This window comes from Aquisalimonas asiatica (assembly GCF_900110585.1).
GTDB classification, from domain to species: domain Bacteria; phylum Pseudomonadota; class Gammaproteobacteria; order Nitrococcales; family Aquisalimonadaceae; genus Aquisalimonas; species Aquisalimonas asiatica.
In genome coordinates this window covers 191520-217675 of record NZ_FOEG01000005.1, presented here as the reverse complement: position 1 = coordinate 217675, position 26156 = coordinate 191520, and the positions used below count along the sequence as shown (strand labels likewise).

General features: G+C 64.9%; 25 protein-coding genes, 3 tRNA genes and 1 other RNA gene. 11 read left to right on the top strand and 18 right to left on the bottom strand.

The genetic code is table 11. The annotated features are described in order from the left end of the window. The 5 genes from BMZ02_RS12945 to BMZ02_RS12925 all read right to left on the bottom strand — a co-directional run. Positions 1-403, bottom strand: a 403-nt coding sequence (locus tag BMZ02_RS12945; protein WP_139209210.1) for a GTP-binding protein, incomplete at its 3' end; no start/stop codon positions are given. Between the two features lie 76 nt (positions 404-479). Beyond that, positions 480-554: transfer RNA gene (locus BMZ02_RS12940), tRNA-Thr, on the bottom strand. A 43-nt stretch (positions 555-597) separates the two neighbouring features. After that, a tRNA-Gly gene (locus BMZ02_RS12935) sits at positions 598-671 on the bottom strand. 146 nt (positions 672-817) lie between these two features. Further along, positions 818-953, bottom strand: a non-coding RNA gene (locus tag BMZ02_RS12930) — RtT sRNA. Positions 954-996: 43 nt separating this feature from the next. Then, positions 997-1081 (bottom strand) — tRNA-Tyr (locus BMZ02_RS12925). 226 nt (positions 1082-1307) lie between these two features. Here BMZ02_RS12925 and galE point away from each other — a divergent pair. Then, a complete protein-coding gene (gene galE, locus BMZ02_RS12920; protein ID WP_216110832.1) occupies positions 1308-2291 on the top strand; it encodes a UDP-glucose 4-epimerase GalE in 984 nt (327 codons plus the stop codon). Positions 2292-2314: 23 nt separating this feature from the next. Here galE and BMZ02_RS12915 read toward each other — a convergent pair whose 3' ends face one another. Continuing rightward, the gene (locus BMZ02_RS12915) at positions 2315-2566 is read right to left on the bottom strand and encodes an acyl carrier protein (protein WP_091644582.1); all 252 of its coding nucleotides are present in this window, start codon (positions 2564-2566) and stop codon (positions 2315-2317) included. 258 nt (positions 2567-2824) lie between these two features. Here BMZ02_RS12915 and BMZ02_RS12910 point away from each other — a divergent pair, with 258 nt between their 5' ends. The 3 genes from BMZ02_RS12910 (at position 2825) to BMZ02_RS12900 (ending at position 6638) form a co-directional block, all read left to right on the top strand. After that, positions 2825-4408, top strand: coding sequence for an acyl-CoA ligase (AMP-forming), exosortase A system-associated (locus BMZ02_RS12910; protein WP_091644579.1), 1584 nt, complete (start codon positions 2825-2827; stop codon positions 4406-4408). After that, positions 4392-5624, top strand: a complete 1233-nt coding sequence (locus tag BMZ02_RS12905; RefSeq protein WP_091644577.1) for a pyridoxal-dependent decarboxylase, exosortase A system-associated — start codon at positions 4392-4394, stop codon at positions 5622-5624. Before BMZ02_RS12910 ends, BMZ02_RS12905 begins: the two co-directional genes overlap by 17 nt. Positions 5625-5726: 102 nt before the next feature. Next, entirely contained in the window at positions 5727-6638 is a 912-nt protein-coding gene (locus BMZ02_RS12900) for a VanZ family protein (protein WP_091644574.1), read from the top strand. Here BMZ02_RS12900 and BMZ02_RS12895 read toward each other — a convergent pair. The 7 genes from BMZ02_RS12895 to BMZ02_RS12865 all read right to left on the bottom strand — a co-directional run bounded on the left by BMZ02_RS12895 (position 6605) and on the right by BMZ02_RS12865 (position 13751). Next, complete coding sequence (locus tag BMZ02_RS12895; RefSeq protein WP_091644571.1) at positions 6605-7855, bottom strand: VanZ family protein; 1251 nt, start codon at positions 7853-7855, stop codon at positions 6605-6607. The two genes, BMZ02_RS12900 and BMZ02_RS12895, sit on opposite strands and share 34 nt — an antisense overlap. After that, complete coding sequence (locus BMZ02_RS12890) at positions 7852-9645, bottom strand: hypothetical protein (RefSeq protein WP_091644569.1); 1794 nt, start codon at positions 9643-9645, stop codon at positions 7852-7854. Before BMZ02_RS12890 ends, BMZ02_RS12895 begins: the two co-directional genes overlap by 4 nt. 38 nt (positions 9646-9683) lie before the next feature. Then, on the bottom strand, positions 9684-10808 hold the full coding sequence (locus tag BMZ02_RS12885; protein WP_425425086.1) for a nucleotidyltransferase domain-containing protein: 1125 nt from the start codon (positions 10806-10808) through the stop codon (positions 9684-9686). Beyond that, entirely contained in the window at positions 10792-11697 is a 906-nt protein-coding gene (locus tag BMZ02_RS12880) for an HprK-related kinase A (protein ID WP_091644566.1), read from the bottom strand. Before BMZ02_RS12880 ends, BMZ02_RS12885 begins: the two co-directional genes overlap by 17 nt. Further along, positions 11694-12005: a hypothetical protein gene (locus BMZ02_RS12875; RefSeq protein WP_091644563.1), complete on the bottom strand. Its 312-nt coding sequence runs from the start codon at positions 12003-12005 to the stop codon at positions 11694-11696. Before BMZ02_RS12875 ends, BMZ02_RS12880 begins: the two co-directional genes overlap by 4 nt. Positions 12006-12038: 33 nt before the next feature. Continuing rightward, a complete protein-coding gene (locus BMZ02_RS12870) occupies positions 12039-12563 on the bottom strand; it encodes a hypothetical protein (protein ID WP_245754037.1) in 525 nt (174 codons plus the stop codon). Between the two features lie 447 nt (positions 12564-13010). After that, the gene (locus BMZ02_RS12865; protein WP_091644557.1) at positions 13011-13751 is read right to left on the bottom strand and encodes a class I SAM-dependent methyltransferase; all 741 of its coding nucleotides are present in this window, start codon (positions 13749-13751) and stop codon (positions 13011-13013) included. Positions 13752-13888: 137 nt separating this feature from the next. On the opposite strand from BMZ02_RS12865, the gene BMZ02_RS12860 reads away from it, so the two are divergent. Then, positions 13889-14584 (top strand): GNAT family N-acetyltransferase, encoded by a 696-nt coding sequence (locus tag BMZ02_RS12860; protein WP_091644554.1) that lies wholly within the window; start codon positions 13889-13891, stop codon positions 14582-14584. A 20-nt stretch (positions 14585-14604) separates the two neighbouring features. Here BMZ02_RS12860 and BMZ02_RS12855 read toward each other — a convergent pair whose 3' ends face one another. Together BMZ02_RS12855 and BMZ02_RS12850 are read right to left on the bottom strand one after the other, a co-directional pair. Next, a complete protein-coding gene (locus BMZ02_RS12855; RefSeq protein ID WP_091644551.1) occupies positions 14605-15690 on the bottom strand; it encodes a GNAT family N-acetyltransferase in 1086 nt (361 codons plus the stop codon). A 154-nt stretch (positions 15691-15844) separates the two neighbouring features. Next, complete coding sequence (locus BMZ02_RS12850) at positions 15845-16180, bottom strand: PEP-CTERM sorting domain-containing protein (protein ID WP_171909921.1); 336 nt, start codon at positions 16178-16180, stop codon at positions 15845-15847. A gap of 208 nt (positions 16181-16388) precedes the next feature. Between BMZ02_RS12850 and BMZ02_RS12845 the strand changes: the two genes are divergently transcribed. Then, complete coding sequence (locus BMZ02_RS12845; protein WP_091644545.1) at positions 16389-17045, top strand: outer membrane protein; 657 nt, start codon at positions 16389-16391, stop codon at positions 17043-17045. Positions 17046-17363: 318 nt separating this feature from the next. On the opposite strand, the gene BMZ02_RS12840 is transcribed toward BMZ02_RS12845, so the two are convergent. After that, entirely contained in the window at positions 17364-18101 is a 738-nt protein-coding gene (locus BMZ02_RS12840; protein WP_091644542.1) for a YdcF family protein, read from the bottom strand. A gap of 86 nt (positions 18102-18187) precedes the next feature. On the opposite strand from BMZ02_RS12840, the gene BMZ02_RS12835 reads away from it, so the two are divergent. From BMZ02_RS12835 to BMZ02_RS12815, 5 genes are all read left to right on the top strand, one after another. After that, positions 18188-19180 carry a polysaccharide deacetylase family protein gene (locus BMZ02_RS12835; RefSeq protein ID WP_425425085.1) on the top strand — a complete coding sequence of 331 codons (993 nt, stop codon included), beginning with the start codon at positions 18188-18190 and terminating at the stop codon, positions 19178-19180. A 17-nt stretch (positions 19181-19197) separates the two neighbouring features. Beyond that, complete coding sequence (locus BMZ02_RS12830; protein WP_091644538.1) at positions 19198-20292, top strand: GNAT family N-acetyltransferase; 1095 nt, start codon at positions 19198-19200, stop codon at positions 20290-20292. A gap of 130 nt (positions 20293-20422) precedes the next feature. Continuing rightward, positions 20423-21808, top strand: a complete 1386-nt coding sequence (locus BMZ02_RS12825; RefSeq protein WP_091644535.1) for a putative O-glycosylation ligase, exosortase A system-associated — start codon at positions 20423-20425, stop codon at positions 21806-21808. A 39-nt stretch (positions 21809-21847) separates the two neighbouring features. Further along, positions 21848-22954, top strand: coding sequence for a sugar-transfer associated ATP-grasp domain-containing protein (locus tag BMZ02_RS12820; RefSeq protein WP_091644532.1), 1107 nt, complete (start codon positions 21848-21850; stop codon positions 22952-22954). A 235-nt stretch (positions 22955-23189) separates the two neighbouring features. Continuing rightward, positions 23190-24044 (top strand): ATP-grasp domain-containing protein, encoded by an 855-nt coding sequence (locus BMZ02_RS12815; protein ID WP_171909920.1) that lies wholly within the window; start codon positions 23190-23192, stop codon positions 24042-24044. A 67-nt stretch (positions 24045-24111) separates the two neighbouring features. Here BMZ02_RS12815 and BMZ02_RS12810 read toward each other — a convergent pair whose 3' ends face one another. Next, on the bottom strand, positions 24112-25182 hold the full coding sequence (locus BMZ02_RS12810; protein ID WP_139209209.1) for a hypothetical protein: 1071 nt from the start codon (positions 25180-25182) through the stop codon (positions 24112-24114). A gap of 126 nt (positions 25183-25308) precedes the next feature. Next, positions 25309-26058, bottom strand: a complete 750-nt coding sequence (locus tag BMZ02_RS18840; RefSeq protein WP_139209208.1) for a hypothetical protein — start codon at positions 26056-26058, stop codon at positions 25309-25311. Positions 26059-26156 lie beyond the last annotated feature (98 nt).

Sequence of the window (26156 nt, the reverse complement as noted above, 5' to 3'; positions counted from 1 at the left end):
AATACACCACAATGAACGGAACACCCACCTGGCGGCTCAGCAGAATGTGCTCGCGCGTCTGCGGCATCGGGCCGTCCGCCGCCGACACCACCAGAATCGCACCGTCCATCTGCGCAGCACCCGTGATCATGTTCTTCACATAGTCCGCGTGACCCGGGCAGTCCACGTGCGCATAGTGACGCTCACTCGACTCGTACTCCACGTGCGCCGTCGCAATCGTGATACCACGCGCCTTCTCTTCCGGCGCATTGTCAATCTGGTCAAACGCACGAACGTCACCACCAGACTGCTCACCCATCACCTTCGTCATGGCTGCAGTCAGCGTCGTCTTACCATGGTCAACGTGACCAATCGTTCCCACGTTGCAGTGCGGCTTACTACGCTCAAACTTGCTCTTGGACATGGAGATCTCCCGACTTTCCTTTGCTTCGCCAGGAACCGCAGCCACGGTTCTTCACGGACACGCTTCTACCAACTAATGGAGCCCATAGGCGGATTTGAACCGCCGACCTCTCCCTTACCAAGGGAGTGCTCTACCACTGAGCTATATGGGCCCTGTTCAACTCTCGCGGCGTCGACAGAACAACGCCTTCTGTCTGGAGCGGGTGATGGGAATCGAACCCACATCATCAGCTTGGAAGGCTGAGGTTCTACCGTTGAACTACACCCGCGAGCTCCATGAGTGGCGGCGCGCATCGCTGCCGGACACCCGATACTCTCTGAACGAGCAATAGGCACCGCCCGAAGGCCGGTGCCCCGTGCCGCCCCGAGGCGGCCAGCTCCGTGCCGGCGCTCAAGCGCCGTGCACTCTCGAATTTGGTGGAGGGGGGAGGATTACTCGGCGCTGCGCGCCTCGCCCTCCGGGCCGCCGCCGCTGCGCGGCGACGTTGTGGCTTGCTTCGCAAGCCGCTCGAACCTCTCTCGGTCCGAACCCTCCCCTGGGAGCCTTCGCTCCGTTACTGCTGCAGGCGCTCAAGCGCCGTGCACTCTCGAATTTGGTGGAGGGGGGAGGATTCGAACCTCCGAAGGCTGTGCCAGCAGATTTACAGTCTGCCCCCTTTGGCCGCTCGGGAACCCCTCCTGATTTTAGAGCGCGGTACTTTGCGCCAGAAGCGGCGTTGCTGTCAACTACCGCCGCTTCCGCAGCGGGACTCCGCGCTGCAAGCGCGAGAGTATAGACAATCCGGAGCACCTACGCGAGAGCCGTGGACACCCACAGTCGGGCGTCGCCATGCTCCTGCATTGCGGCGGTCATGCGCCCTCCCCATAATGGCGGCTGGACGCGGCTGTCAACGCAGGGGAGAAGTGTGGGCGAATCGACCGTTCTGGTAACCGGCGGGGCCGGCTATATCGGCAGCCACGTCACGCGGCAACTCGTTGAGCGGGGCGAGCGCGTGGTGGTGCTGGACAATCTCTCCACCGGTTTCCGTGAGGCCGTGGAAGGCGCGGAGCTGGTCGTCGGGGACACGGGCGATGCGGCGCTGGTGAACGACCTCATGGCACGCCACGCCGTCGACACGCTGATGCATTTTGCAGCGCACACGGTCGTGCCCGAATCCGTTGCCGATCCATTGAAGTACTACCGCAACAACACCAACAGCAGCCGGATCCTGGTGGAGGCCTGTGTCGCCAATGGCGTGCGCCGGGTGGTGTTCTCCTCCACCGCGGCGGTCTACGGCGAGGCGGGTGACGGGACGGTGGCGGAAGACAGCCCGCTCCACCCCATCAACCCCTACGGTCGCTCGAAACTGGCCACCGAGTGGGTACTGGAGGACCTGGCCACCGCCGGCGCCCTGGAGCACGTGACCCTGCGCTACTTCAACGTGGCCGGCTGTGCGCCGGACGGGCGCATCGGCCAGTCCACGCCCAACGCCACCCTGCTCATCAAGGTTGCCGCGGAAGCGGCTGCGGGCATCCGCGCGGGGATGCACGTCTTCGGCACCGACTACCCGACGCCGGACGGCACCTGCATCCGTGACTTCATCCACGTGGAGGACCTCGCCCACGCGCACGTGCTCGCACTGGATCACCTGCGCGACGCCGGCGCGTCACTCACCCTGAACTGCGGGTACGGCCACGGCTACAGCGTGCTGGAGGTGCTGAGGATGGTGGAGCAGGTGGCAGGAGCACCCCTGAAGATCAACTTTGCGGATCGCCGCCCGGGCGACCCGGTGCAGCTGGTGGCTAACGCCGCGCGCATCCGCGAGACCCTGGGCTGGACGCCACGGCACGACGACCTGGAGGTCATCGTCCGGACCGCAATCGACTGGGAACGAAATCGCCGCTACTGAAGCCGGCGCGGCGGCGGACGGGATCAGGCCTCACACTTCTGCTGCACGAAATCCAGCAGCGAGCCCACCGTCTCGAAGGTCTCGGCGCTGATGTCCTCGTCGTCGACACTGATGCCGAAGTACTCTTCCAGTGCCGTCACCAGGGAGACCACGGCCATGGAATCGAACTCCGGCACGGAGCCCAGAAGCGGGGTGGAGCGATCGAATTCCAGCGCCCGCCCTTCCAGCGCCAGCGCCTCATCCAGAATTGCGTTGACTTCCTGCAACGTCGCCATCCGTTCTCGACCCCTTGCCTTGTCGCCGCATTGACCGGCCGGGCATCCCGCCGCCCCGACCGTTTCGGCAATCATCATTGAAAGCGGGCGATTATCAACGGCAACTCCGGTGAGATCAACGACACCCGCACCGCCCCGCGGCGTTCCATGTTACCGTTCGGTGCGCGCACGCCCCGTCGACTGGATCGCACTTTGACCGTGGTCGGATCCGGGGGCAATCGGATACTGAGCCATGGCACCGCTGGTGGAACCCCGGACATGACCGCCCTGCTCCACGACATTCCGCTGCAAACGGCGACCCGAACACCCGATGCCGTCGCCCTGCGGACGCCGCGCGCGGAGTGGTCCTACGGCCGCCTGGCCGACACTGTCTGCGCAGCCGCGGCCGGCCTCCACGGCCGCAACGTCGGCGCCGGCGACCGCGTCGCGGTGTACCTGGAGAAACGCCCGGAGACCGTTGCCGCCCTGTTCGCCATTACCTGCGCAGGCGGCATCGCCGTCCCGGTGAACCCGGCCCTGAAGCCCGCACAGGTCCGCCACATCCTCCAGGACTGCGGCGCCCGCGGGCTGATCACCTCCGCCCAGCGGCTCACCCTGTTGCGCCAGACCGGGAGCCTGGACGACCTCCCCATCCACGACGAGCGACTCATCGCCGTGGATGGCGATACCGGTGACTGGAGCGATCTGTGCGCTGCCGGACCACACCCACCGGTGCCCGAGCGCATCGAGACGGACCCCGCACTGATCCTCTACACCTCCGGCAGCACCGGCCAGCCCAAGGGGGTAACGCTCAGCCACCGCAACCTGGTCGCCGGGGTCGACAGCGTCGTCGATTACCTGGGCGTGACCTCGCGGGATCATGTCCTCGCCGCCCTGCCCCTGAGCTTCGATTACGGCTGGAACCAGGTCACCACGGCACTGCGCACCGGCGCCACGGTCTTTCTCTGCGATTACCTCTGGCCCCGGGAGCTGCTCCGGGTCATCGAGGAGCAGGCCATCACCGCCCTCGCGGGCGTGCCGCCGCTGTGGAACCAGCTGATTCAGACGGAGTGGCCCGACGCCGTGGCCGGCCATCTGCGCTACATCACCAACTCCGGTGGCAAGCTGCCGCGCCGCACGCTGGAGACCCTGCAGGCCCGGCTGCCGGAGACGGACATCGTGCTCATGTACGGCCTCACCGAGGCGTTCCGCTCCACCTACCTGCCTCCGGAGGAGCTGCAACGCCGCCCCGACTCCATGGGCCGCGCCATTCCCAACGCGCGGGTCATGGTGGTGCGGCCGGACGGCTCGCCCTGCCGCCCCGGCGAAACCGGGGAGCTGGTACACGCCGGGCCTCTGGTGTCCCTGGGCTACTGGAACGATGCGGAGCGAACGGCGGAGCGGTTCCGCCCCGCACCGGACCGGCTGCGCGAGCTGCCACTGGGGGAAACCGCCGTCTGGTCGGGCGACCTGGTGACCCGGGACGACGCGGGGTATTTCTATTTCGTCGGCCGCCACGACGACATGATCAAGACATCCGGTTATCGCGTGAGCCCCACGGAGGTGGAGGACGTCCTCCACGCATCCGGCCATGTGCACGAGGCGGTGGCCCTGGGCGTGCCCCACCCGGTGCTGGGCGAGGCCATTCTCGCGGTCGTCTGCGCCACTGCCGGCGAGGAGGACCCGAAACCACTGCAGGCCGCCTGCCAGCGGGCACTGCCGCGATTCATGGTGCCGGCGGACTACATCATCCAGACCGAGCCGCTGCCACGCGGCCCGAACGGCAAGATCGACCGCAGCGGGCTGCGCGACCGCTACGCGGCGCATTTCCAGACGGACCCAAGCGATGACCAACAAGGCTGATACTCTGCGGATCCCCGCCGGCTTCCAGCAGCCCGGCACCGTCCTGCTCGTCGGCGGGCAGCGCATTGACACCCTCGCGGCGCAAACCGGCACGCCGCTGTTCGCCTACGACCGCAACCTGATCGCCGAACGGGTGGATCGCCTCCGCGGGGCGTTGCCGGAGCGGGCGCACCTGACCTATGCAGTCAAGGCCAACCCCATGCCCGAGCTGCTGGCCTGGCTGGCGCCGCGGGTGGACGGCTTCGACGTCGCCTCGGCCGGCGAAATCCGCCGTGCGCTGGACAGCGGCATGGCGCCGGAGCGGATCTCCTTCGCCGGCCCGGGTAAACGGCCCGAGGAACTGGCCATGGCCCTGCAGGCGGGCATCACCATCGGCCTGGAGTCCCGCGGTCAACTGGACACGCTCGCCGCCATCGCCCGGGAGACCGGGCGCACGCCGCGGGTGAGCCTGCGACTCAACCCCGATTTCCAGGTCAAGGGGTCGGGCATGCGCATGGGTGGCGGTCCCCAGCCGTTTGGCGTGGATGCGGAGCAGGCCCCGGCCATGCTGGACGCCATCGACGCCGCCGGGATGACCCTGGCGGGGCTGCACATCTTCGCCGGCTCCCAGAACCTGCGCGCCGATGTCATCGCCGAGGCCCAGCAACGCAGCCTGGACCTGGCCCTGGGCCTGCTCCGTGAAAGCGGTCATGTACCGGAATTCATCAACCTCGGAGGCGGCTTCGGCATCCCCTACTTCCCGGGTGAGCAGGCGCTGGATCTTGCATCGGTCGGCGAACGGCTGGCGGACATGGATCACCAGCTTGAGGCCGCCTCGCCGGGGACGCGCCTGGTCATCGAGCTGGGCCGTTATATCGTCGGCGAAGCGGGCGTCTACATTGCACGGGTGCTGGACCGCAAGACCTCGAGAGGCCACACCTACCTGATCACCGACGGCGGCATGCACCACCACCTCGCCGCGTCCGGCAACCTCGGGCAGGTGTTGCGCAAGAATTATCCGGTCGCGGTGGGCACCCGGCTGCAGGATGAGCCGGTGGAGACCGTCACCGTCTCGGGGCCACTGTGCACGCCGCTGGACGTACTGGCGGACAGGGTCATGCTCCCCCGTGCCGAGGTGGATGACCTGATCGTGGTCTTCCAGTCAGGCGCTTACGGGCTTACGGCAAGCCCCACGGCCTTTCTCGGTCATGGCCCGGCCGCCGAGATTCTGGTCTGATGCACTTGCCGAACGCCCGGGCGACGGGCACGCTCACAGGTGGAGAGGCCGGCCCCGGCCCCCGCTGATCTCCCGCAACCACTCGAAGGACCTTCAGCGCCCGTGCCAATCCAGCCACGCTACCTGCTCGCTCCTGCTGCCCTGGCCGGGCTCGTGCCGCTGTTCTTCGTGGATCTCGGGCCGTGGCGCCGGATGTTTGCGCCGGAGTTTCACGTGTTCGGCCACCTGCTGCTGTTCGCCGTGCTGGGCTGGCTGTTCCTGCGGCTGCCGGTCATGCAGCGGTACGGCTTCCTCACCCGGGCCGCGCTCACGCTCACCGCGGCGCTGGCCCTGGGCACGGCCATCGAGCTGATTCAGCCCTACTTCGGTCGCACCGCGGCCGTGCGCGACGTCTGGCAGAACGCACTGGGCGCGGCCATCGCCGTCGTCCTCCACGCCCCGGCGGGCACCCGGCGACGGCTGCTTGCCAGCGGCCTCGGGGTCATACTGGCGCTGGAACTCTACATCCCGATCACCTCGATCTGGGACCGCGGTGTCGCCCGTAACCAGTTTCCGACCCTCGCCACCTTCAGCACGCCCTTCGAGCACCGGCGCTGGACCCGCGGCACACAGGATGACGCCTTTGCACGCACGGGGAATCGGTCCCTGCGCGTGGACCTGGAGCCCGCCCGTTACGCGGGCACGACACTGCGCCGCTCTCTGGGCGACTGGCACGGTTTCGACTCACTGGCCTTCAGCGTCTACAACGCCAGCCACGACCCGCTCACGGTCACCGTGTCCGTCTGGGACCATCACCACCGCAACAACGGCGGCCCCTACGCGGACCGGTTCAACCAGCGCTATCAGCTTCTGCCGGGCTGGAACGACATCCGCATCCCGCTTGACGCGATCAGGACCGCCCCGGCCGAGCGCACCATGGCGCTGGATGACATGGCGGAGTTCGCGGTGTTCACCACCAACCTGGAGGAACCCCGGACCATCTACCTGGATGCGGTGCGGCTCGAGCGCGACTGACCCCCCGATACGCGGCGGCGGCCGGAGCGGCCGACACGGGCCCGCTCCGGCCGCCAGCCCACCATGACCACGGCCCAGAACAGGGCGGCCATGACCGGGTCGGTGACCTCCGCCGAGCGCGTGGCGATCTGGGTCTGCGCCGCCTCGATGGCCGCCAGCAGGATCACCGGCAGCAGCAGCGCGGTGGCGCGGCTCTGGCTGGCTTCAAGTATCAGCCAGACCAGGCTGCCGTAGAGAAACGTCTTCTCCAGCAGACTCAGTGTGTTGATGACCATACTCCCGCCGAGAAACCCCTGGAACGGCAGCCAGGTGAACTCGGACGGGCCGTACTCGAACGGCCGCAGCCCCTGCACCAGCAGCATGGTCATCAACAGCAGGACGACAACCTCCACGGGCCGGCGAACCTGGCTGCGCAGCCCCCACCACGCCACCAGCGCCACGGCGGCGCCGATGACGTTGTGCAGCGCCAGGGCGTTGTCGGCAATACCGATCGGCGCAAGCACCACGCCGGGGATAACCAGCCAGAGCATCAGCCAGGGCAGTCGGCAGCGTTCCCAGAGATGGGCGAAAACGATCCAGGCCACGGCGTTGTGGAACACGTCGAAAGGCCGCAGCTCGGGCTCGAGCAGGATCGGGCGCAACCCGTCCTTGATGCTGGAGATCGCCACGCTGGGAACGAAGGGAAACAACCGGTAGGCCAGCCAGCAGAGCATCAACAGGAAAGGCAGTGCCATGATCTCCCTGGCGTAAGCGTGGCGCTGGGTCAGCAGTCGCCGCACGACGGGGATGTATGCGAGCCCGGCACCAATGGCCAATCCGCCCAGATTGATGATGCCGTCGGCAAAGGTCGGCACGCGCCCGGGCAGCCAGAGCTGCAGCACCTGCACCCCGAACGCCACGACCACGGTAATCACCGCCAGCGCCGGCCACGCCCAGTACCAGCGCCACGACGCGAACGCCAGCACCCCGAACAGACCGTAGGGGATGAACAGCAGGATGTTGGTCATGAGATTGAGGGTGCCCAGCTGCTCGTCCCAGCCGCTGAACAACAGCTCCTCAACCTTGTACGCGGGCATCAGCCCGAAGTCGAAGTCGAACGGGTAGAGAGAACCGTAGATGATGCCCAGTGCGCTCAGCACGAACAGCACCCGCACCGTGGCAAGGTGCTCGCGGCGTGCGCCCTCTACCCGACCGGCAGCCACGTGGTCCGTACTCACAGGGTGAGCCTCCAGCCGAGGGTGACCATGTAGTGGTCTTCGAAATAGCCGCCCAGCGTGTCGTCGGCGCCCCGGAAATAGTGGGCGCCCAGGACCACCTCGCTGTCATCCCGCGCACTCCAGGCGAGCTCCGGGTTCAGGTAGAGGTCGCTGCGATCCAGCCCGAGGTTGAACCGCATGCGCGTGTGCCAGCGCTCCCGGTCCCAGGGCTGCTCCACCTCGCCGCCGAGCTGGTAGGTGCGGGTGGGATCGATCACGTTGCCGGCGTTGAGCAGGTGTTCGCCGGTGAGCTCCAGGGAGACGCGCAGATCCCGGTCGCCGGGGAAGAACTCCGCGCCCGCGGCCCATTCGACGCCGCGCCGGGTCACGTAGCTGAAGTCATCCGCCCGGGTGGCCGGTTCGGCGCTGGACCAGACCCCTTCCAGACGCCAGGTCACGCCGCCGGCGTCCAGGGCCAAGTCGCCACCGGCGATGACGCTGCGCGGGTGTCTGGCCTCGAAGGTGTCGCCATCGGCCGCGGCAGCCGCAGCGACGGCGGCGTCTTCACTATCCGGCAACTCCGCCTGCAGCGCCTCCAGCGCATTGTCGCTGAGCGCGTAATAGGGCGCGCTGCTGCGGGTGGACTGCACGGTCAGCCCCCAGTCCAGCGCCCGACCCGAACGGCTGAGGCGGATGCCGCCGACCGGGTCCTGGTCGCGGCCACGGGGTTCGTGATCGAAGGAGCCCTCGCGCACCAGGGCGCGTACGGCGGGATCATCGGGCACGCCCAGCAACCGGCCTCGGCGCTCATCCACCGGATGCCAGAGCGTGCCGGAGCGCGGCAGTTCCGCGGGTCGGAACATGGGGGTGAGCACCACGTCGATGTCCACGTCGCCATAGCGCTCCAGCCGCAGCGACGGGCTGGCGCGACGGGCATCATCCACCGGGTTGAGCGGGCCGCGGGTGAGGTCCTGGACGCTGAGGCGGTCACCGGGGGGCTGCAGGTCCATGGTGCCCCAGGGCACGACCTGGGTGCCGGCGGTGACACGCCCCCAGTCCGCGCGGTAGCGCACCCAGTTCTCGGTGTAATCCGGGGTCGCCCAGGCGGTGCCCACATCCTCCGAGCTGCGCCGCGACGTCTGCGCCTGGGCATCCAGGCGCGCACCGGCGCGATACTCCCACGGGCCAGGCGGTTGCCACCGCACCGAGGCGCTCAGGGTGCCGTCGTGGTACGTCTCCACGGGTTGCGCGCTGCGGGGCAGATAACCGGTGGTCAGGCGCAGGTCATCCAGCCGCCACGTCACCCAGCGCAGGGGGTCGTCATCCTCCTCGGCGGCGTCGTCGGCGTCATCCTCTTCGCCGAAGACGAAGGTATCCGGGTCGTCTTCGTCCTCCTCCGGCTCGGTCACCACGACCCGGTAGCGGACGACGTCGGTCTCGGTTTCGGTCACCACAACATTGCGATAGCCCAGCTCGAACATCTCCAGCAGGCGCCCTTCGGCGTCGTCGGCCGTGTCGAAGGCGCCGACCCAGAGCCCGCGTGTGCCCACCTGCTCGGTGTCGATGTCGTACTCCTGGAGACGGGCCATGGCGGCGGCGCGGTCGTCCGGGTCGTCGAGGTCCACCCGCACCACATGGAAGGTGCGCGGGCAGGGGTGGGACTCCACCTCGGCGTCCCGCCCTTCCTCGCGCAGGGTCTCGGCGCGGACGTTGGCCTCCGGCCAGGTCAGACACGCGTCATCCGCCCACACTGGCAGCGCCGCCAGGGCGAGCAGTCCGCCAAGAAGGGCTCGGGCCGGGTTGGCGCCCATGCGTTCGTCTCTCCCTCGCAATTGCGCGATGGCGCCGGTCAGCCGTGACGGTGCGCCTCGGTATCCTGCTGCTCCGCATCCGCTTCCCTGGGCGCGAGAAATGCCTTGTAGAACAAGTGTCGAGCCAGAAGGCGCGGCGGCATCTTCAGCCAGTGCCCGCGCAGGAACAATGCCCCACGGGCGACCGCATCGCGCACCGGGGTGACGCTGGCCCGGGTGTTCAGCCCATAGCGGAACACGGCGCGGGTCAGGGAACGGGACGGACGGAACCCGGCGTCGAGCCGCCGCCGCGTCTCCGCAGGCACGTGGGTGCCCAGCCGGCGTGCGCAGCAATCCAGGGCGTGGGCCAGCAACCACGCCACGCCAAGAGACCGGGCCTCGTACTCCAGTGCGTCCCAGAACGCGCCGCCCTGCAACGCGGCATGATGCCGCAACAGGATGTGAATATCGTACAGATCTCTGAGGGCGCGATCCCACTCGGTTTCCTGCAGCAGGTGCACGACGGCGTGCAACACCAGATGTGGCGGGCTGAACACCCGGTACCGCCATGGCGGTGGCAGCGGCTGCGCGGCATCCAGCAGGCGTTCGGGCGGGACGCGGACGGCGAACGTCTCCGGGAGGATATTGTGGTGGAGATCCAGAGTGGCACCGCGCCGCAGGTGGTGCATGGGCGGCAGCTCGTGCATCCACTCCCGGTAGTAGCGCTGATCGTAGTCGTCGTGATGGGTGCTGACCCAGCCTTCGTAGAACAGCAGCGTCTCCGCGCGCTCCAGCTGCTCACGGGGCACCAGCAGGTCGATATCATTGCAGAGCCGGCCACGGGCGTTGGGCAGCTCGGCCATGAGATACGCCGCACCTTTCAGCGCCACCGGGGGCGCCAGCCGCTGGAGCAGCCCGCCCTGAAGCTGCTCCAGCTCCCAGCGGATCGCCTCGCCATTGCGCTCGGCAACCAGGTAGCCACCAAACAGGTGCCGGGCGACCTGCTCGGGCAGGCGCTCCTGCAGGCCGGCGTCGCCGGCGAGCACCCATAGCGTTCCCAGCAGCGACGTCTCGCGGGCGGCAGGCACCAGTGCCCGCCACTCGGCTGCGTTCAGGGTCTCCATGCGCTCCGGGTGCGCCAGCGCCCGGCAGAGCAGGGTCGTGCCGTCAGCTTCGCAGGCCATGGAATACCTCGATCGCCTCCTCCAGCCGACTGTAGACGAATTCGTAGGTCTCCACCTGCTCCATGAGATCGGCGAGGGCATGGAAACCGATGCGGCCAAGCGCGGGATAGTTGAATGCATTGGCCGCCACCTGCAGGAACGCCTCGCCCGCGGGTTTACGCACAAGCCGGGTGGACGCCCCCGGCTCGAAACGGGGAAACACCACCCACGCAGGCTGTGCCGGCTCCCCGGCGCGGTGAACGCTGTCATCCGGGGGGCGCATATGCGCCACGGTGCCCTTGAGGGTGTCATGGCAGGGTTCGCTCAGGTGCGCGGCCGGCGCAAACGAGCGGATCACGTCAATGGAGGCGTTCTTCAGGCTCACCGGCCGCGCCGGGCCGCTGACGCGCCCTCCGGCAAGATCCACCAGTGTCGATTCGTCGGTCAGCAGGCGCCAGCCGCTGTTGGCCAGCGCCGCAGTCAGGGTGCTCTTCCCGGACATGGGCGGTGCCGGCATGATCAGCGCACGCCCGTTACGCTCCAGCGACGCGGCGTGCAACACCAGCTGGTGGCGCAGTTGCGTGCCGATGCACCAGTTCATGCCCCACTCGAGCATGGGGAACGCCTGATGGAAGGCCAGCGGCTTGAAGACGCTGCGCCCGTCCGCGAGAAACAGCACCTGTGGCCGATACCAGCGGCGGAGGGTACGCGGTGCGCGCAGGGTGCAGTGGAAGTCGGCAAAGCCGTCGTCGGGGGCGACGGGAAACGCGGCATAGAGCTGCTCAAGGGACTCGGCGACCCCCGAGATGCGGGTCCGGATGCGGGTGGTCAGGCCACCCGTCACCAGGCTCAGGCCACACCCCGAGAGCGCACGCCGCACCCCGTCACCACCCAGCTCGGCAACCCTCATGAGCGGACTTCACGCACCACGCCGATGCCGGTCAGGTCTGTCAACGCGTCCTCGATGGTTGCTTCGGCGATCACGCCGCTCCCGGTATCCGCCGCCTGTACTTGCGAGCATGCCGCACTGAGTTCGCGGAGGTCCAGCGGGCCATGGGCGTCTGCCAACCGGGCACACAGCGGGACGGAGATGCCGCCAAGCGCGTGGGTGTTGCCGGAGCCGGACTGGAAGGCAAGAAGGTCGTCCGCACAGCGGCGGAATTCGACACCTTCGGCGATGGTCCAGCGTCGCGTCCCCGCCGGTGCCGAATCCGTCATGATCGGGTCTGCCCCTGCATGCGAAACGGGGGCTTACGGCCCCCAGCTCGGGCTGTCCATGGTGTTTGCGAGGAAGCGGTGCACCTGCTCCTCGTCCAGCACATCCCCGGAACTGGTCACGTACTCACCCGCCATGAGCGTCTGGGTGACGATATCCACCACTTCCGACTCCGACAACGGGTATCCCGGGGAGACGGAGGGGTAGCGCGCATTCAGCAACGCCGCCGTACCAAAGCGGACCACCTGCCGCAGCGTGCTGTCGCCCATGCCGAGATCCTGCCGTCCGGGGCCGCTGACCGCATCTAGCAGTGTTGCCTCACCGTTGGTTCCGGAGCCGGTGAGGCCATTCAGGCCCGGGAACCCGTGGTTGGAGTTCAGCGCTTCGTAGTACGTCTCACGCCAGCCCTGGGGGTGGTGGGGGTGGTTGTCGTTCTGCCAGTACCCTGGCGTCCTGCCACCGCACTCTTCCAGCTCCTGGTGCAGCGAGGTGTTCCCGGACACCCAGCCGGAGGGGGTGCAGTTGGCAGCGGCCTTGAGGGGCTGGGCATGCAGACTCATGATCACTGAAGCCGATACGGCACCAACCCCGAACCTGCGACGGGACCAGCTCTTCGGGTCACCCGATTTGGCAGACGCGGGGGCGCCCGCCCCTTGTTGTTGTTCGATCGACCGTTTGTCCTGATCCATATCCCACCCTGGTGAGCTCATTCCTGCACGCGTTGCCGATCCGTCCCCGCCAACGAAGCGACGCTCCGGCACTCCCGGCATGCCGCCACGAAGGTTCGACACGCCGGCCTGGTTGTCCGGGAATTCACAATGCAAAGATTGCGCCTTCCTGGCGCCTAACACAAGAACATGGCGAATGTCGGGGCGTTAGCGCACATAGAGGAGGCGACTTCGTCCGACCGGCCCGCCCGACTGTAAACCCCGCTGACACTGCCCTGCATCAACCGGTCGCCGCAGCTCCAAGTGTACACCCTGGAGGGCGGATTCCCAGACGCAGCCTCATCGACGGGCACGCAGGATGAAGGAATGGCTCATGAGCGCACCCAGCGGACCGACCCCCTGCAGCGTGGCACGCACGGCCGGACTCTCCAGCACGCCCTGCAGCCGCCGCAGGCGCCCCGGCGCGATGGGCAGCCAGTGCATGCGGATGGTGCCCAGCCCGGCCCGCTCTGCAGCGCTGCGAAACGCAGCGGGCGCATCGTAGCGCAGGTGGGCCGGGCGGCGATGCCGGCGTCGGCGCCACTCGGAGACCAGCGTCGGCGCGCAGTGCGCGTTGAGGCCGTCGACCCACAGCTCTCCGCCCGGCTTCAGCACCCGCGACAGCTCCGCCAGGGCCTGATCCGGCGCAGACAGCGCCTGCATCACACCGAAACAGAGCACACCATCCGCCTGCCCGTCAGCAACGGGCAGCTGCAGGATGTCCGCAGAGACCCAGTCGAGCCCGCCCGGGTCACCGTCACTGCGCGCCTTCGCCTTGTGCAGCGAGGTCACGGCGTAATCCATGCCGACCACGCGGTGCCCCTGCTCATGCAGCAGCCGGGTATACGTGCCTGCACCGCAGCCGATATCCAGCCAGACACCGGCAGGCCGGCGCTCCGCGTCCCACAGCGTGCGGAACTGCCGCACCCGGGTTTCGAGACCTGTCGGCGTCCAGCCAGCGATACCGGCGTCGTCATCCAGGGTCGCCCCCCGCTCCGTGAACCGCCGGCGCCAGCGCTGTTCGAACTCCGATCGACTCAAGCCCTCCCCCTCGCCGGTCGCCCGGCCTCACAATATCGCCACGCCATGCTACTGTTAGTGCAGTTATCAGGCGGGCCAGCGGACGCCAGATACTCATGACAAATTCAATGGCGGCCCGGACAGGACGTTCCCACAGTTTGAGTAGCGTATACACCAATTTCACGGCTTTGAAGCGCGAGCTGGGCATTGGCAATGCCCTTCTTGCGGCCATGAACGGCGCACTGCGGAAACTCCATCCGCGCCTGGGTATCGCCCGTTACTACCTGATCGCGCAGCCCATTCCTCAGACCGGCACCGTGGCACGGCACACCGGCCGCATCCAGGTCCGCCAGCTGCTGGCCGACGACCCCGCGCTCGGCCTGCAGGACCGCTCCCCGGAGGAGATCCGCACCCGGTTCGAGAGCGCCGGTGTCTGCCTGGCCGCGTTCCGCGGCGACGAGGCGGCCCCGCTCGGCTTCATCTGGCTGCTGTGGGCCCCGTACACGGAAACCACCCACCGCTGCCGCCTGATCCCGCCCGAGGATGGTCGCAGCGTGCTGGACGTGGATATCTACATCCAGCCACGGGAGCGCGGCGGCATGACGTTCATGCGGCTGTGGCAGGCCGCCAACGACTACCTGCGCCACCGCGGCATCACCCACACCTACAGCCGGATCTCTGCCTATAACGGACGTTCATTGCGGGCGCACCAGCGCATGGGCGCGACGATCCTCGGCAGCCAGGTGTTCGTGGAACTGGGCTCCCTGGAGATCCTCCTCTCCAACCGTCGCCCCTACCTCAGCACGATCCGCGCTCGCGGCGACGCACCGGACGTGCCACTGCCCGGCGCCTGAATGCCGGCGGGACCCCGCGATTACCGACCATCCCGCAGCCTGCGCAACACCCGCTCCAGCAGGAACCGAAGCCGCGGGCGCTGCAGCATGACCCAGACCATCTCCCCCCCGTCGGTGGACAGGCTGCGCTTGTACTGGCTTGCCCCCATGAGCAGATCGTATCGGCCTCGTCCGCGCCGGATGGCATCCGCCACTGCCAGTGCGTGGGCCACGATCCCTGGCTTGCGCTTGCTGTCAGCGTCGTAGACCAGGCCGCTCTGGTAGTTGAACACGGTCTGGCCGTCGGAGAGGTTGTAAAGAAATCCGACCAGCTCGCCATCCGCCTCGATACGCGCGATCTCCGCCTGCCCCGTAGCCGCCGCGGCCGGTAGAAATGCGTGGTGGAATGCCCGCACCCGGCGACTCGCAAAGGCGCCGGGACGCCCGCGACGCTGCCATTCGGCCTGATGTCGGGCGACCAGCTCGTCAAACCAGGCCATGGTCTGATCGACACCGTCGGCCACGGTGTAGCGCAAGGCCTCCGCACCACCGTATGCACGCAGGGCACGGCGGACCTGTTGACGTGTATTGCTGCTCAGGCGCGCCAGGTAATCATCCAGCCCATCAAGCCCGTCCAGATCAACGTAGTAGTAGGGAACACGCTGCCGGACCACCGGGCGGAGGGGCAGGCTCTCGATGGCAGGCGCCAGGGCGCTCCAGTGGTGAGCGTCGATCCACCCGAGGGAGAACTCGTCCCAGCGCCCGGCACGGGTAATACAGTGGGCGAGCATGGCCTGGAGCGCCCCTCCCTCCAGGGCGGCATCGCCGAGAAGGCCGTTGTGCTCCACAAGCATCCGGTCCAGCTCCGGGTCTCCCGTCTCGTTCAGCCAGAGAACACGCGACCGGATCACCCTGGCGCGCCGCGTTACCCCGCGCCCGACGGATGCCATGGCAAGATCCCGTCCGCGATCACAGACCGACAGCACCACCGGCGCCGCGTCGGCAGGCGTGACTTGACGGACGGCCTCCTGCCAGGCCAGCCCCAGAAACGGTGGCGGCCCGATCCGGTGCTCCAGCGCAAACCAGCGCTCACGCGCATCCTCAAGTGTCTCGGCGTAGACCTCCAACGGGCTCTCCTGCTCCTGATGCCACCACGACAGACTGTATCAGCACGCCCACGGACAGCGTGGGCAAAAAAAACCCTGTGGGCGAACCACAGGGTCAGGGATGAACACTGCCAGAAGTACCACCGCGTCCGTGCAGGGGATGTCAGAAGCTAGGTTACTGCTGCGTGCGCCGGCGCACCATCAGCGCAAGCCCGAGCGCGCCGATGCCGAACAGGGCAAGCATCCCGGGCTCGGGAACCTGATTGGGGTTGTCGCCACCAGGGTTGCTGACGTTACCGTCGTCGCCCCCCGACCCGCCGCCATTGTCGAGATCATCGTCGATCGGCGTATTGTCGCCACCGTTATCGACGGCGTTCGTGCGGAACATGTTCTGATAACGCTCCATGTCTTCATCGCTCATGGACATGAAGTTCCCGGATGCCGTGAGCGGCGCCAGCACGAGCGCAGCCGAAAGCAGTACACCGATTCCCAACTGTTTGAACTTCTGCATTGCGGCACTCCCATTGTCGCAACTGAGTCTACCAGTCATGAAGCAAGTAACGGGCCACTCCTTTGATATCCGCGCGTTGTGCCGGAAATCGGGAACACCGCCTCATCGTGTGTAAAACTTGCTGACATGTCCGCACGATCCTGATCCGCGGTAGTCTCGTATTCTGCAGGCGCCGAACGGGGTGCCGGCAAGGCACAGGGAGAGTCACATGCTGCGCACACTGCTTCTCGCCCCCCTACTGGTCATTTTGCCACTCGGTCAGGCGGCGGCGCTTACAACGGATGACGTTCGACCCTACTTCGTTGCCGATGCGGGGATGGGCTATGTGGACCTGGGTGATGCGGAACGCGACCTTGACCGGATCGCGGACGATGACGATATCTCAGGCTCCACCAGTACCAAGAACACAAGCTTCGCGTACATCCTCGGGATCGGCTGGCATATCGGGCCTTACGTTGCCATCGAACTGAACTACTTCGATCTCGGGGAGTACGACGCCACGTTCTCGGCAGACAACAACGACGCCCTTGAGAGCGTGATCGACTTCTCCGGTTTCGGCGCCAGGGGGATCGCAAGATGGCCCCTCACCGAGAGCTGGTCAGTCGACGTGGGCCTCGGCGCCGCGCAGATGGACACACGGCTTCGACGGGAGTTCAAACCCGGCAGCAGTAGCAGCAACGGGGGGGCAGTTGAGCGTTACAGCTCCACCGATGTGGTCATGAACGCCAGCCTCGGCACCCAGTACCGGCTGTCCCGGGAGTGGTCCTTACGGGCCCAGTACCTTTACTTCAACGATGTAGGGGACAGCTCCACCGGCCGTGACGATATCCAGGTGCTGACAGTGGGGGCGCAGTTCTTCTTCTGATTCCGAAGTCGACGGCGCGGTGACGAAATACTTTACACATGTGCCGGCATGCGGGATGCCGGCACGTCGGGCAGGCGGGGCAGCGCGCCACGAACCATGACGCTGAACGGGGCCGACGCTCCGTGGCAACACTCTTGCAAGAAAATCATGTATCGCGGTGACGCGACAGGAAACAGGCCTGTCTCGTTGACGGAGTGCCAGAACAAGAAACAACCAGGTGGAGCACAGACAATGCCGAGCGAATGGCAACGCGGCGGCGCCGGCGGACCGGCTCATTCGAGTCGTGGCCGCTACTCCCTCACGGGGCCAGGGGCGGGCTCAGTACCGGATCCAGTACCAGACACGGCCCACGTACTCGTGCAGGGCCATGTAGCTGCGCGTCATGCCATGGATATCGGGCACCAAGTCCCAACCGTCAAAGCGCCTTCCCGGATCGGGCCTGTGGAAATAGCCCGTCGGGGCACGGGTAACACCCTCCACCCCCGCGCGCTGGAATGCCGCCGTGGCGCGCGGCAGGTGCAGGGCCTTGGTCACCAGCACGATCTCCGTCGGCAGCTCATCCGCCAGCAGCTCCACGGTGCGGAACGCGTTCTCCTGAGTGTTACGGCTGGTGTTGTCCACCCACTCCACGGGCACGCCGAATTCGTCTTGCAGCACGCCCGCCAGCGCCTCCGCCTCGCCCGGGCCGCCGGTCACGAGGAGTGGCAGGCCCAGTGCGCGATGCACCCGCGCAGCATAACGTGCACGCTCGAGGCTCCAGAGGTTGATGGTATCGCCCTGGTACTCCGGGGCTCGGGGAATCTGCCCGCCGGCAAGCACGACGATCACCCCGGACCGCGGCGCGTCGGCCCCGTCAAGGTCCAGCGGCTCCGCCCGTTCGAGCGGCGCGACAAGGAGCGAGCTGCCGAGGGGCGTGCTGAGGGCGTACAGCACCACCAGGGCCAATGCCACCAGAACCCGGCCCCGGCGGCGGTGCCACAGCAAGAGACCGAACAGCCCCAGCAGAATCGGCCCGGTGGGCGGGAATATCAGGCGCTCAAGGAAACTCCACCACATGCGTGTCTGCCTGCTTCGGTCAATGCCAGGGGGCACTTTAGTCGGTTCCGCACCCCGGACCAACAACCGGCATGCGCGGAGAGGTCATGATGCTTGTCCAGTCCAGCCGTCTGCTCTTCTCCGGCCTTTCGCCGCGCGGCAGCCGCGCGAAACTGACCATCCTGATCTTCCACCGGGTCCTCGCCGAAGCGGACCCGATGCAGGGCGACGAAGCCACGGCAGCATCGTTCGACTGGCAGATGCGCCTGCTGGCCGAGAACGCCAACGTGTTGCCTCTCGACGAGGCGGTGGAGCGCCTGAGCACGGGCACACTGCCCGCCCGCGCCGTTGCCATCACGTTTGACGACGGTTACGCGGACAACCACGACGTCGCCCTGCCCATTCTGCGCCGACACGGGCTGCACGCCACGTTCTTCATCGCATCCGGCTACCTGGACGGCGGCTGGATGTTCAACGACACGGTTCGTGAGAGCCTTCGGCATGCACCGAACGGGGAACTGGACCTCACCGACCTTGAGCTGGGGCTGTTCACACTGAAGGACACGCCGCTCTCGAGAGCGCGCGCCTTTGGCAATATCATGCGAGGGCTCAAGTACATGGAGCCCGAGCGCAGGGCCGACGCCGCCGACGCCATCGCCGAGCGCACGGGCCTGCCGGCGGGGCTCGGCAGCCCGATGATGACCAGCGACCAACTCCTCGCGATGCGCCGGGCCGGCATGGGCATCGGCGCCCACACCGTGACACACCCCATCCTCAGCCGCGTCACGGATCGACAGGCCAGAGACGAGATTGGCGGCAGCCGCGAGCGCCTGGAAGCGCTGCTCGGGGAGCGCGTGAGCCTGTTTGCCTACCCCAACGGCAAACCCGGCGTGGATTACACCAGCACCCATACCGCCATGGTGCGGGAGGCAGGCTTCTCCGTCGCCGTCTCCACCAGCTGGGGAGCGGCGCCACGTGGCGCAAGCCCTTACGAGCTGCCGCGGTTCACGCCCTGGGACCAGAGCCGGGCGCGGTACCTGGTGCGCCTTGCACGCAACACACTGCAGCCTTTCAACACCGCGCCAGCGATGGGGCACTGACAGGAAGCCCAGCCACCATGGACGTGAGGATCTTCGATCATCTGGATGCGCTTCCGCAGAGCCATCGCACCCTGTTCGAGAACGCAGGCCGGGACGACTTCTTCAGCAGCCTCACCTGGTACCAGACCTTCATCGATCACGCCACGGCCCCCGATCAGGCACTGCGCATCTACGTCGCGGAAACCGACGGACAGCCCACGGTTGCCCTGCCACTACGCACGCCCGACGAGCAACGTCCGCTGCGCGAGCTGGATAGCTGCAGCAACGCCTTTACCACGCGCTTTGCGCCGGTGGCAGACGCCGGGGCGACCGACATTGCCGCGGGCCTGACCGCAATCGGTCATGCTATCGCCGCAGAGCGTCCGCGCTGGGATTACCTCCGCATTGGCGCCCTTCCCGCCGACGAAGCCGTTTACGACGACCTGCTGCAAGCCTTTCGCAGCGCCGGCCTGTGGACCCAGCCCTTCCGGCATTTCGGCAACTGGTACGAGGACGTGCGCGGTCTCTCGTTCGAGACCTACGTGCGCGATGTCTCGAAGAGTCTGCGGCAGATCTGGAACAGAGCGTGCCGCGACGACGCCCCCACGTTTCACCTGATTACCGAACCGGCCGGCGTGGAATGGGGCATCAGCGCCTACGAGACCGTTTATGCATCGAGCTGGAAAGAGCCGGAGCGGTTCCCGCAGTTCATGCCCGAGCTCATGCGGAATGCTGCGGCAGCGGGGGCGTTGCGGCTTGGCGTGCTGACTTATCGCGATCAGCCCGTCGCGGCCCAGCTCTGGCTGGTGGGCGGTGCCCGTTGCACGATTTTCAAGGTCGCACACGACGAGGCGCACAAGCGCCTGTCTCCCGGCACGGCGCTGACCTTCCACATGCTGAGGCACGTGCTGGACAACGACGGCGTCGCCGAGATCGATTTCGGCTGCGGCGACGACCCGTACAAGCGGCGCTGGCTGCCGCAGCGGCGTCTGCGCATGGGCGTCGCCGCATTCAACCCCCGGAGCATCCGGGGGGCAACAATGGGCGCCGCCCACGTCTGGGGGAGCCCGCTGAAGCAGTGGCTCCGCCAACTGAACAGGGCGAACCCGGAGCAGAAAAACAGCATTTTGTGATGCACTTCACAGACAAGTGATATATCGTCTTCGGTAACGGACCGTTCAAGGGCATCACTGATCCACCTTGGAGACAATAAAGGGTCAGCACCAGGCCATGAGGGCTCATTGACGCCGACTGGATCGAACCATGCGTGACATCTTCTTTTTCATCATCATTTTCGGTTCGATCCCGCTGATCCTCTATCGGCCCTGGTTCGGCATTATCATGTGGTACTGGGTCGGCCTGATGAACCCGCACCGGCTGGCCTGGAACTTCCTCCAGACCATGCCCGTGGCGATGGGGGTCGGTATCGCGACGCTGGCGGCCCTGGTCATTACCAGGGATCGCCGCGCGCCCCCCCTCACCCGGGAGACCGTGGTCCTCGCACTGTTCACCCTGCATTTTACGATTACCACCTACTTCGCATGGCTGCCCAGTGATGCATTCAGCCTCTGGGAACAGCGGATCAAGATCGTGCTCATGACCTTCGTCACCATGATGCTGATCTGGGGCAAACAGCGGACCATGGCGATGATGGCAATCATCACGCTCTCCATCGCCTATTACGGCATGAAAGGTGGCATTCACTCCCTGTCGAACGGCTTTGGCGGGATGGTGATCGGCCCCCAGGGGACGTTCATCGGCGGTAACACCGACATCGGGCTGGCCATGGTAATGACGTTGCCGCTGGTGCTCGTGCTGGCGAGGCAAGTGCACCGCGGCGAGTTCGAACTCCCCTTCAAGCTCGCGCTCTACGACAAGTGGCACCACGTCATCGGCCTGGGCCTGTACGGCGTATTCTGGCTGCAGATCGCCTCCATCATCGGCACGCACTCCCGCGGCGCGTGGGTCGGGCTCGCGATCATATTCCCCCTGCTGTTCCTGGGCATGAAGCGCAAGCTCACCATGGTCACCATCGCGTTCCTCATGATCGGCGTCGTCGGCGTCGCGGCCCCGGATCGCATGATCAATCAGTACGAAAGCCTGGTGAACTACGACGAGGACGCCTCCGCCCAGGGTCGGTTCGAAGCATGGGAAGTGTCATGGAACATCGCCGTCGAGAACCCGCTGATGGGCACGGGGTTCGGAACCCAGCGCCTGGACCCGCAGCTCTGGCAGAGCTATAGCAATGAACCTGACCCGCAGGGCAGCTCGCGCGCGGCTCACAGCATCTATTTCCAGGTGCTCGGCGAACTGGGCTTTGTCGGGCTGTTCCTGTGGCTGAGTTTCATTCTCTTCTCCATTTTCACAATGCTGCGACTACGCCGCCAGGGACGACTGCGACCGGAAACCTACTGGATCAGCGAATGGGCCACTGCGCTGTTACTGGGATTGATCGGTTACCTGATCTCCGGCGCATTCCTGAGCCTCGGCTATTTCGACCTGTTCTTCGCCATGGGCGCCGCCGCGGTCATCATGCGGCGGGAACTGGATGACATTCAGGCTGCGAGAGCCAAAGCCGCCGTCCCGCAGCAGGTAACCGTGCCACACCGGAGACGACCAACGGATACGGCACCCAGCGGTACAGCCTGAGACTTCGGCTCCATCACCCTGCGGAGGGACATCGCGATCATGGCTAGCGTCAAAGCAATCACGAAGAGCGGGATCTCCGCAGTCAGCCGGGCGACGCTGGGGCAAAAATGGACGGAGTTCCTGTGGATGGAGTGGGAACGCTCACATCCGCGCCCGTTTCAGCATCCATCGCTGCTGCTCAAGGGGTTCTTCTCGCAGCGTGCGCGCCTTTACCCGCTGCACCAATATCCACTGGACTGTTTTCTGAGCGACTGGGAAATCGAGCACCGGTTTCGCCAGATCAACCCGGAAGAGGTCAAGCACTTCGTCGCCAACAAGATCAACTTCCACGCCTTGATGAAGGCTCTCGGACTCAATGCGCATCTGCCCACCGCCATCGGTTTCCTGGACGGCCCGGAGTTCACCGCACTGGCTGACTACGACTCTCTGGAAGCGGCCGTGGAGGCGGGCCCGGTGTACATGAAACCGATCAGCGGCCGGGGTGGCGCCGGCGTACAGCGCGTCGACACCCCCGCGCAGATTCCGAGGGATATCGCGAAGGAGCGGGTATTCCTCGTCGAGGCGGCACTCGCCCAGCACGCATACGCCAGCGCTATCTACCGGCACAGCAGCAATACCATCAAGGTGCTGGCACTGAAAGACGTGGACACTGGCCGATTCTTCGTTGCAGCCGCCGCCCAGCGCATCGGCACCGACAAGACCGCGCCCCTTGACAACTTCAAGCGCGGCGGCCTGTCCGCGGCCGTTGACCTTGATACGGGCGTCCTGTCGACGGCGAAACATAACGCCCAGACGGATTGCCGAGCCGCCCTGGACCACCACCCGGACTCCGGCGCCCCGATCGCCGGGACACAGGTGCCCTACTGGAAAGAAACCTGCGACTTGATCACCACGTTCAGCGAAGCGATCCCCGGCCTGCGCATGTGTGGATGGGATGTGCTCATTACTGAACAGGGCCCCAAGATTCTGGAAGGCTGCGCAAGCATTGCGAATCCCAATCTCATGCAGGCGCATGAGCCGGCACTGCTTGACCGTCGTGTAGCGCGTTTCTTCGAGCACCACCATGTAATTTCGGACGCGAAACGGGTGCGGTCCGGACACTTCGAGAACTCCGCTCGGTCACCAAAGGTGACGGGAACTCATTAGTCTTTCGAGCAGGGAACGCCAGATGCCACTGCGCATAGCTATCCAGCCTGATCATGTCGTGCACGCTAACGGCAGGATTCAGTCATACTCTGATGTCTGGAAACACCGCATTCAGGAACGGGGCCACGAACCAGTGACGGTCGACGTGGCCAGCAGAGACTTCTACACCGAACTACGCCGCTGTGACGGCTTTATGTGGAGACCACGGCCATCCCGTGCGGATCGGGAACGTGCCATGCCGATCCTCCACGCGATTGAACACGGGCTACGCCTCCCTGTCTTTCCGTCCTGGAACACCCGTTGGCATTTCGAAGACAAGATCGCTCAGACGGAGATGTTCCGGGCGCTCGACATCCCTCACCCCGAAACGTGGGTCTTTTACGACGAAGCATCCGCTCTTGCCTTCGCCCGCTCCACCGATTACCCCAAGGTGCTCAAGCTGACGTCAGGGGTGCAAAGCCGTAACGTCATGCTGCTCCGGGACCAGCAGCATGCCGAGTCGGTACTCAAGGCCGTGTTCCGAAGAGGTCTTCACCGTCTCCCAAGGCAGACGGACAAACCGCACCACGAAGCGCTTCGCCGATTGCGACGTTCCCTCTCTGCATTGAAAGGCATCAATCCGGATCTGCCCGATCGCCGTGACTACTTCCATTACGGTTACGCCCTCATTCAGGAATTCATCCCGGAGAATACGCACGACACCCGTGTTGCCGTGATAAGAGACCGCGCCTTCGCATTCCGCAGGCGCGTGCGTGAGAATGATTTCCGCGCCAGCGGGAGCGGCCTGATCGACTGGGCGTCGGATTCGATCGACCCACGAATGCTGTCCATCGCGTTCGAACTGAGCGAAGCCCTCGACTCACAGACCATCGCCCTCGATTTCGTCGTTGACACGGACCACACCCCTCTGGTCATCGAGCTGACAGTGACCTACGCGAGCTGGGCTCTCAACGAGGCTCCGGCATACTGGAAAAAAGACGTAAACGCGCCGGGCGATCAACACCTCAAGAGAATCGACCAGTCACCTGTATCAGTCGAGACGATGCTCGTAGACGACTATATCGACGGCATCGAGACCGCTCCACTCTGAGGCCTCAACCCTCGCCCGGCGCCAACACCGAACTATACGACCTGCTAATAGACATCTTTCCAGCAGTTCAGGAAAAGCTCATCAGTACACGCGCAGCGTTATCCCACGACCTCTTCTCGAGAAACACCTGGAAATTTGTTTCTGGAACAGCCAAAGCGGCCTTTACTTTCTCGTCGAGATCACAAAAGTCCCAAGAGATCGACGCCCCGAGACCAGCCTTCTCGACAATCAACCCCATGGCCCCACTCTGGTAGCTTAGAATGGGAATGCCGGCAGCAGACGCGTTAAGCAGCGTAAACGCAAACGACCAATCCGACATCGAACGCCAGACGAGATCGATATCATCCGCCCACTCCTGTTCATCGATATCAATATAATCACGCAACAACAGTACTGACTCGGCACGATCACACCACTCAATGAACCCGGAATAATCCTTCCCTCTGGACCATACACCCCCTTTCTGAAAGCGGGTCACGACAAGGATTCGCGGCTCCCATCCAGCCTCTCTCAACCCCCGCTCGAGCTGGGGAAGGAGATCGAAGTGGAGATACTTCTTACCAGAAACCCCTGCACAGAGGATATTGAGAGTGCGTCTTCGACCATCCTCGGTAACGCCGCCACTGCGGAGAAACTCCCGTGCTTCTCGCTCAGCCTCTTTTCGGTTAAAACGTTTATCCTTGGGAAGAAGGCCGAGTGTAATTGGAGCCACCTTGTGCCTGACTCTGTAAAATACCGTGTTGGCCGCATCCATGAGCAACGGGTCCGTTACAAGAATCCTCTCGCTCACACGCTCCCATATTCGCCTCCGGAACCGGCTCACCAAAGGCCAATACTTCTCCGTTTCCCGATCCAGGTTGTGACATAACCAAAACACCCGAACACGTCTCAACTTAAAGACCGTAACGGTCAGAATGTCGCCAACAGGTTTCAGAAGGCTGACAACTAATGAGGGATGATCATTCAAGTACCTGATGACGGCCACATCACCGCCGGAGGCGCCCCCCGGCCTCATGAAATGAAACCAGGCCGTAAACGGATAGAGCTTCAACTCTGCAGCCTGTCCACCGCGCTGTCGTATCGCGCGAACCAGTTCTCGAGCTTTCCTGTCCCCGCCAATGAAATGGAACGTTGACATCAACAGCCCCGCACCCCTATCTCTTCTTATGCTGTTATCCTCCTACATAATCACGAAACACTCAACATGACCTATGGGTGCCGCTTCACACAAGTTCGGGCGAACAAGGTTGCCCTCCTTTTTCGCTCAAGAGGCACGACGACTCCCACCACGCCCTAAAAGATGAACACCCCTATCAATATTCTCTCTAATTTTTCTGACCGACTCAGACACATCACCTGAACCGCACACATAGACAACAGATTTTCCAGACTTTTCAATTTGGAAAACGGAAGCTTCTAACGCGTTTTTCCATCGTCTTAACAACTCCTCTGAATCACCACCAAACCTATCTACAAACCCCTCCCTCTCACAACCCCCTTCGCCTTCAATCCTCACCCTTGCCTTTCCTATTTCTGTCTCCACTAAAACATAAACGACATCAATTGAAGGAATATCTATATCAGAAAGCTTCGCACAGTATCTTTCCAGTGCGAGCTCGTCGAAGCTGCAAACAGCTTCCTCCGACGTCTGGTGTTGACACCATTCTTCAAGTATGAATACCTTCCTACCATTCCTTCTAATGTAATCAACCAGATAGGCCGGATACCTGGAGCGGGTGAAGCCCTTTTTCAGAGACCACCGCAACGACCCGGTGGCGACCCACCGCTCGTAGATTCTTCTTACTCTGTACGGAAAAAAGTAAAACAGTGAAAGAAGATCCATTCTCAAAAAGTAGAGGAAACTCTTACGGGGTCTTCTATAGTCCGACTTCCTGGGCATGTCGATGTCGTAGCCCGAAGACCGCAAGCTCTTGTAGAGAGCGCAGGCAATAGTTGACTTTCCAGACCCCGGAATCCCCATGAACTCGACAACCAAAAACGGAGCCCTTTCCATTCACCAAACACCACGGACTACTTCAAAGTGCTGAAACAGCCTGCAGGCAAGAGACGACGCAAGCTGTAACAGTATTGTAATGCGGCCCGAAGGGGCTC

What these genes read in the sequence shown, in the direction of transcription:
- BMZ02_RS12850 (WP_171909921.1), bottom strand. Translation starts at nt 16,180, where the DNA reads ATGCAGAAGTTCAAACAGTTGGGAATCGGTGTACTGCTTTCGGCTGCG.
- BMZ02_RS12810 (WP_139209209.1), bottom strand. Translation starts at nt 25,182, where the DNA reads ATGTCAACGTTCCATTTCATTGGCGGGGACAGGAAAGCTCGAGAACTG.
- BMZ02_RS12835 (WP_425425085.1), top strand. Translation starts at nt 18,188, where the DNA reads ATGATGCTTGTCCAGTCCAGCCGTCTGCTCTTCTCCGGCCTTTCGCCG.
- BMZ02_RS12830 (WP_091644538.1), top strand. Translation starts at nt 19,198, where the DNA reads ATGGACGTGAGGATCTTCGATCATCTGGATGCGCTTCCGCAGAGCCAT.
- BMZ02_RS12870 (WP_245754037.1), bottom strand. Translation starts at nt 12,563, where the DNA reads ATGAGTCTGCATGCCCAGCCCCTCAAGGCCGCTGCCAACTGCACCCCC.
- BMZ02_RS12840 (WP_091644542.1), bottom strand. Translation starts at nt 18,101, where the DNA reads ATGTGGTGGAGTTTCCTTGAGCGCCTGATATTCCCGCCCACCGGGCCG.
- BMZ02_RS12905 (WP_091644577.1), top strand. Translation starts at nt 4,392, where the DNA reads ATGACCAACAAGGCTGATACTCTGCGGATCCCCGCCGGCTTCCAGCAG.
- BMZ02_RS12825 (WP_091644535.1), top strand. Translation starts at nt 20,423, where the DNA reads ATGCGTGACATCTTCTTTTTCATCATCATTTTCGGTTCGATCCCGCTG.
- BMZ02_RS18840 (WP_139209208.1), bottom strand. Translation starts at nt 26,058, where the DNA reads ATGGAAAGGGCTCCGTTTTTGGTTGTCGAGTTCATGGGGATTCCGGGG.
- BMZ02_RS12845 (WP_091644545.1), top strand. Translation starts at nt 16,389, where the DNA reads ATGCTGCGCACACTGCTTCTCGCCCCCCTACTGGTCATTTTGCCACTC.
- BMZ02_RS12820 (WP_091644532.1), top strand. Translation starts at nt 21,848, where the DNA reads ATGGCTAGCGTCAAAGCAATCACGAAGAGCGGGATCTCCGCAGTCAGC.
- BMZ02_RS12875 (WP_091644563.1), bottom strand. Translation starts at nt 12,005, where the DNA reads ATGACGGATTCGGCACCGGCGGGGACGCGACGCTGGACCATCGCCGAA.
- BMZ02_RS12880 (WP_091644566.1), bottom strand. Translation starts at nt 11,697, where the DNA reads ATGAGGGTTGCCGAGCTGGGTGGTGACGGGGTGCGGCGTGCGCTCTCG.
- BMZ02_RS12815 (WP_171909920.1), top strand. Translation starts at nt 23,190, where the DNA reads ATGCCGATCCTCCACGCGATTGAACACGGGCTACGCCTCCCTGTCTTT.
- BMZ02_RS12885 (WP_425425086.1), bottom strand. Translation starts at nt 10,808, where the DNA reads ATGGCCTGCGAAGCTGACGGCACGACCCTGCTCTGCCGGGCGCTGGCG.
- BMZ02_RS12910 (WP_091644579.1), top strand. Translation starts at nt 2,825, where the DNA reads ATGACCGCCCTGCTCCACGACATTCCGCTGCAAACGGCGACCCGAACA.
- BMZ02_RS12915 (WP_091644582.1), bottom strand. Translation starts at nt 2,566, where the DNA reads ATGGCGACGTTGCAGGAAGTCAACGCAATTCTGGATGAGGCGCTGGCG.
- BMZ02_RS12890 (WP_091644569.1), bottom strand. Translation starts at nt 9,645, where the DNA reads ATGGGCGCCAACCCGGCCCGAGCCCTTCTTGGCGGACTGCTCGCCCTG.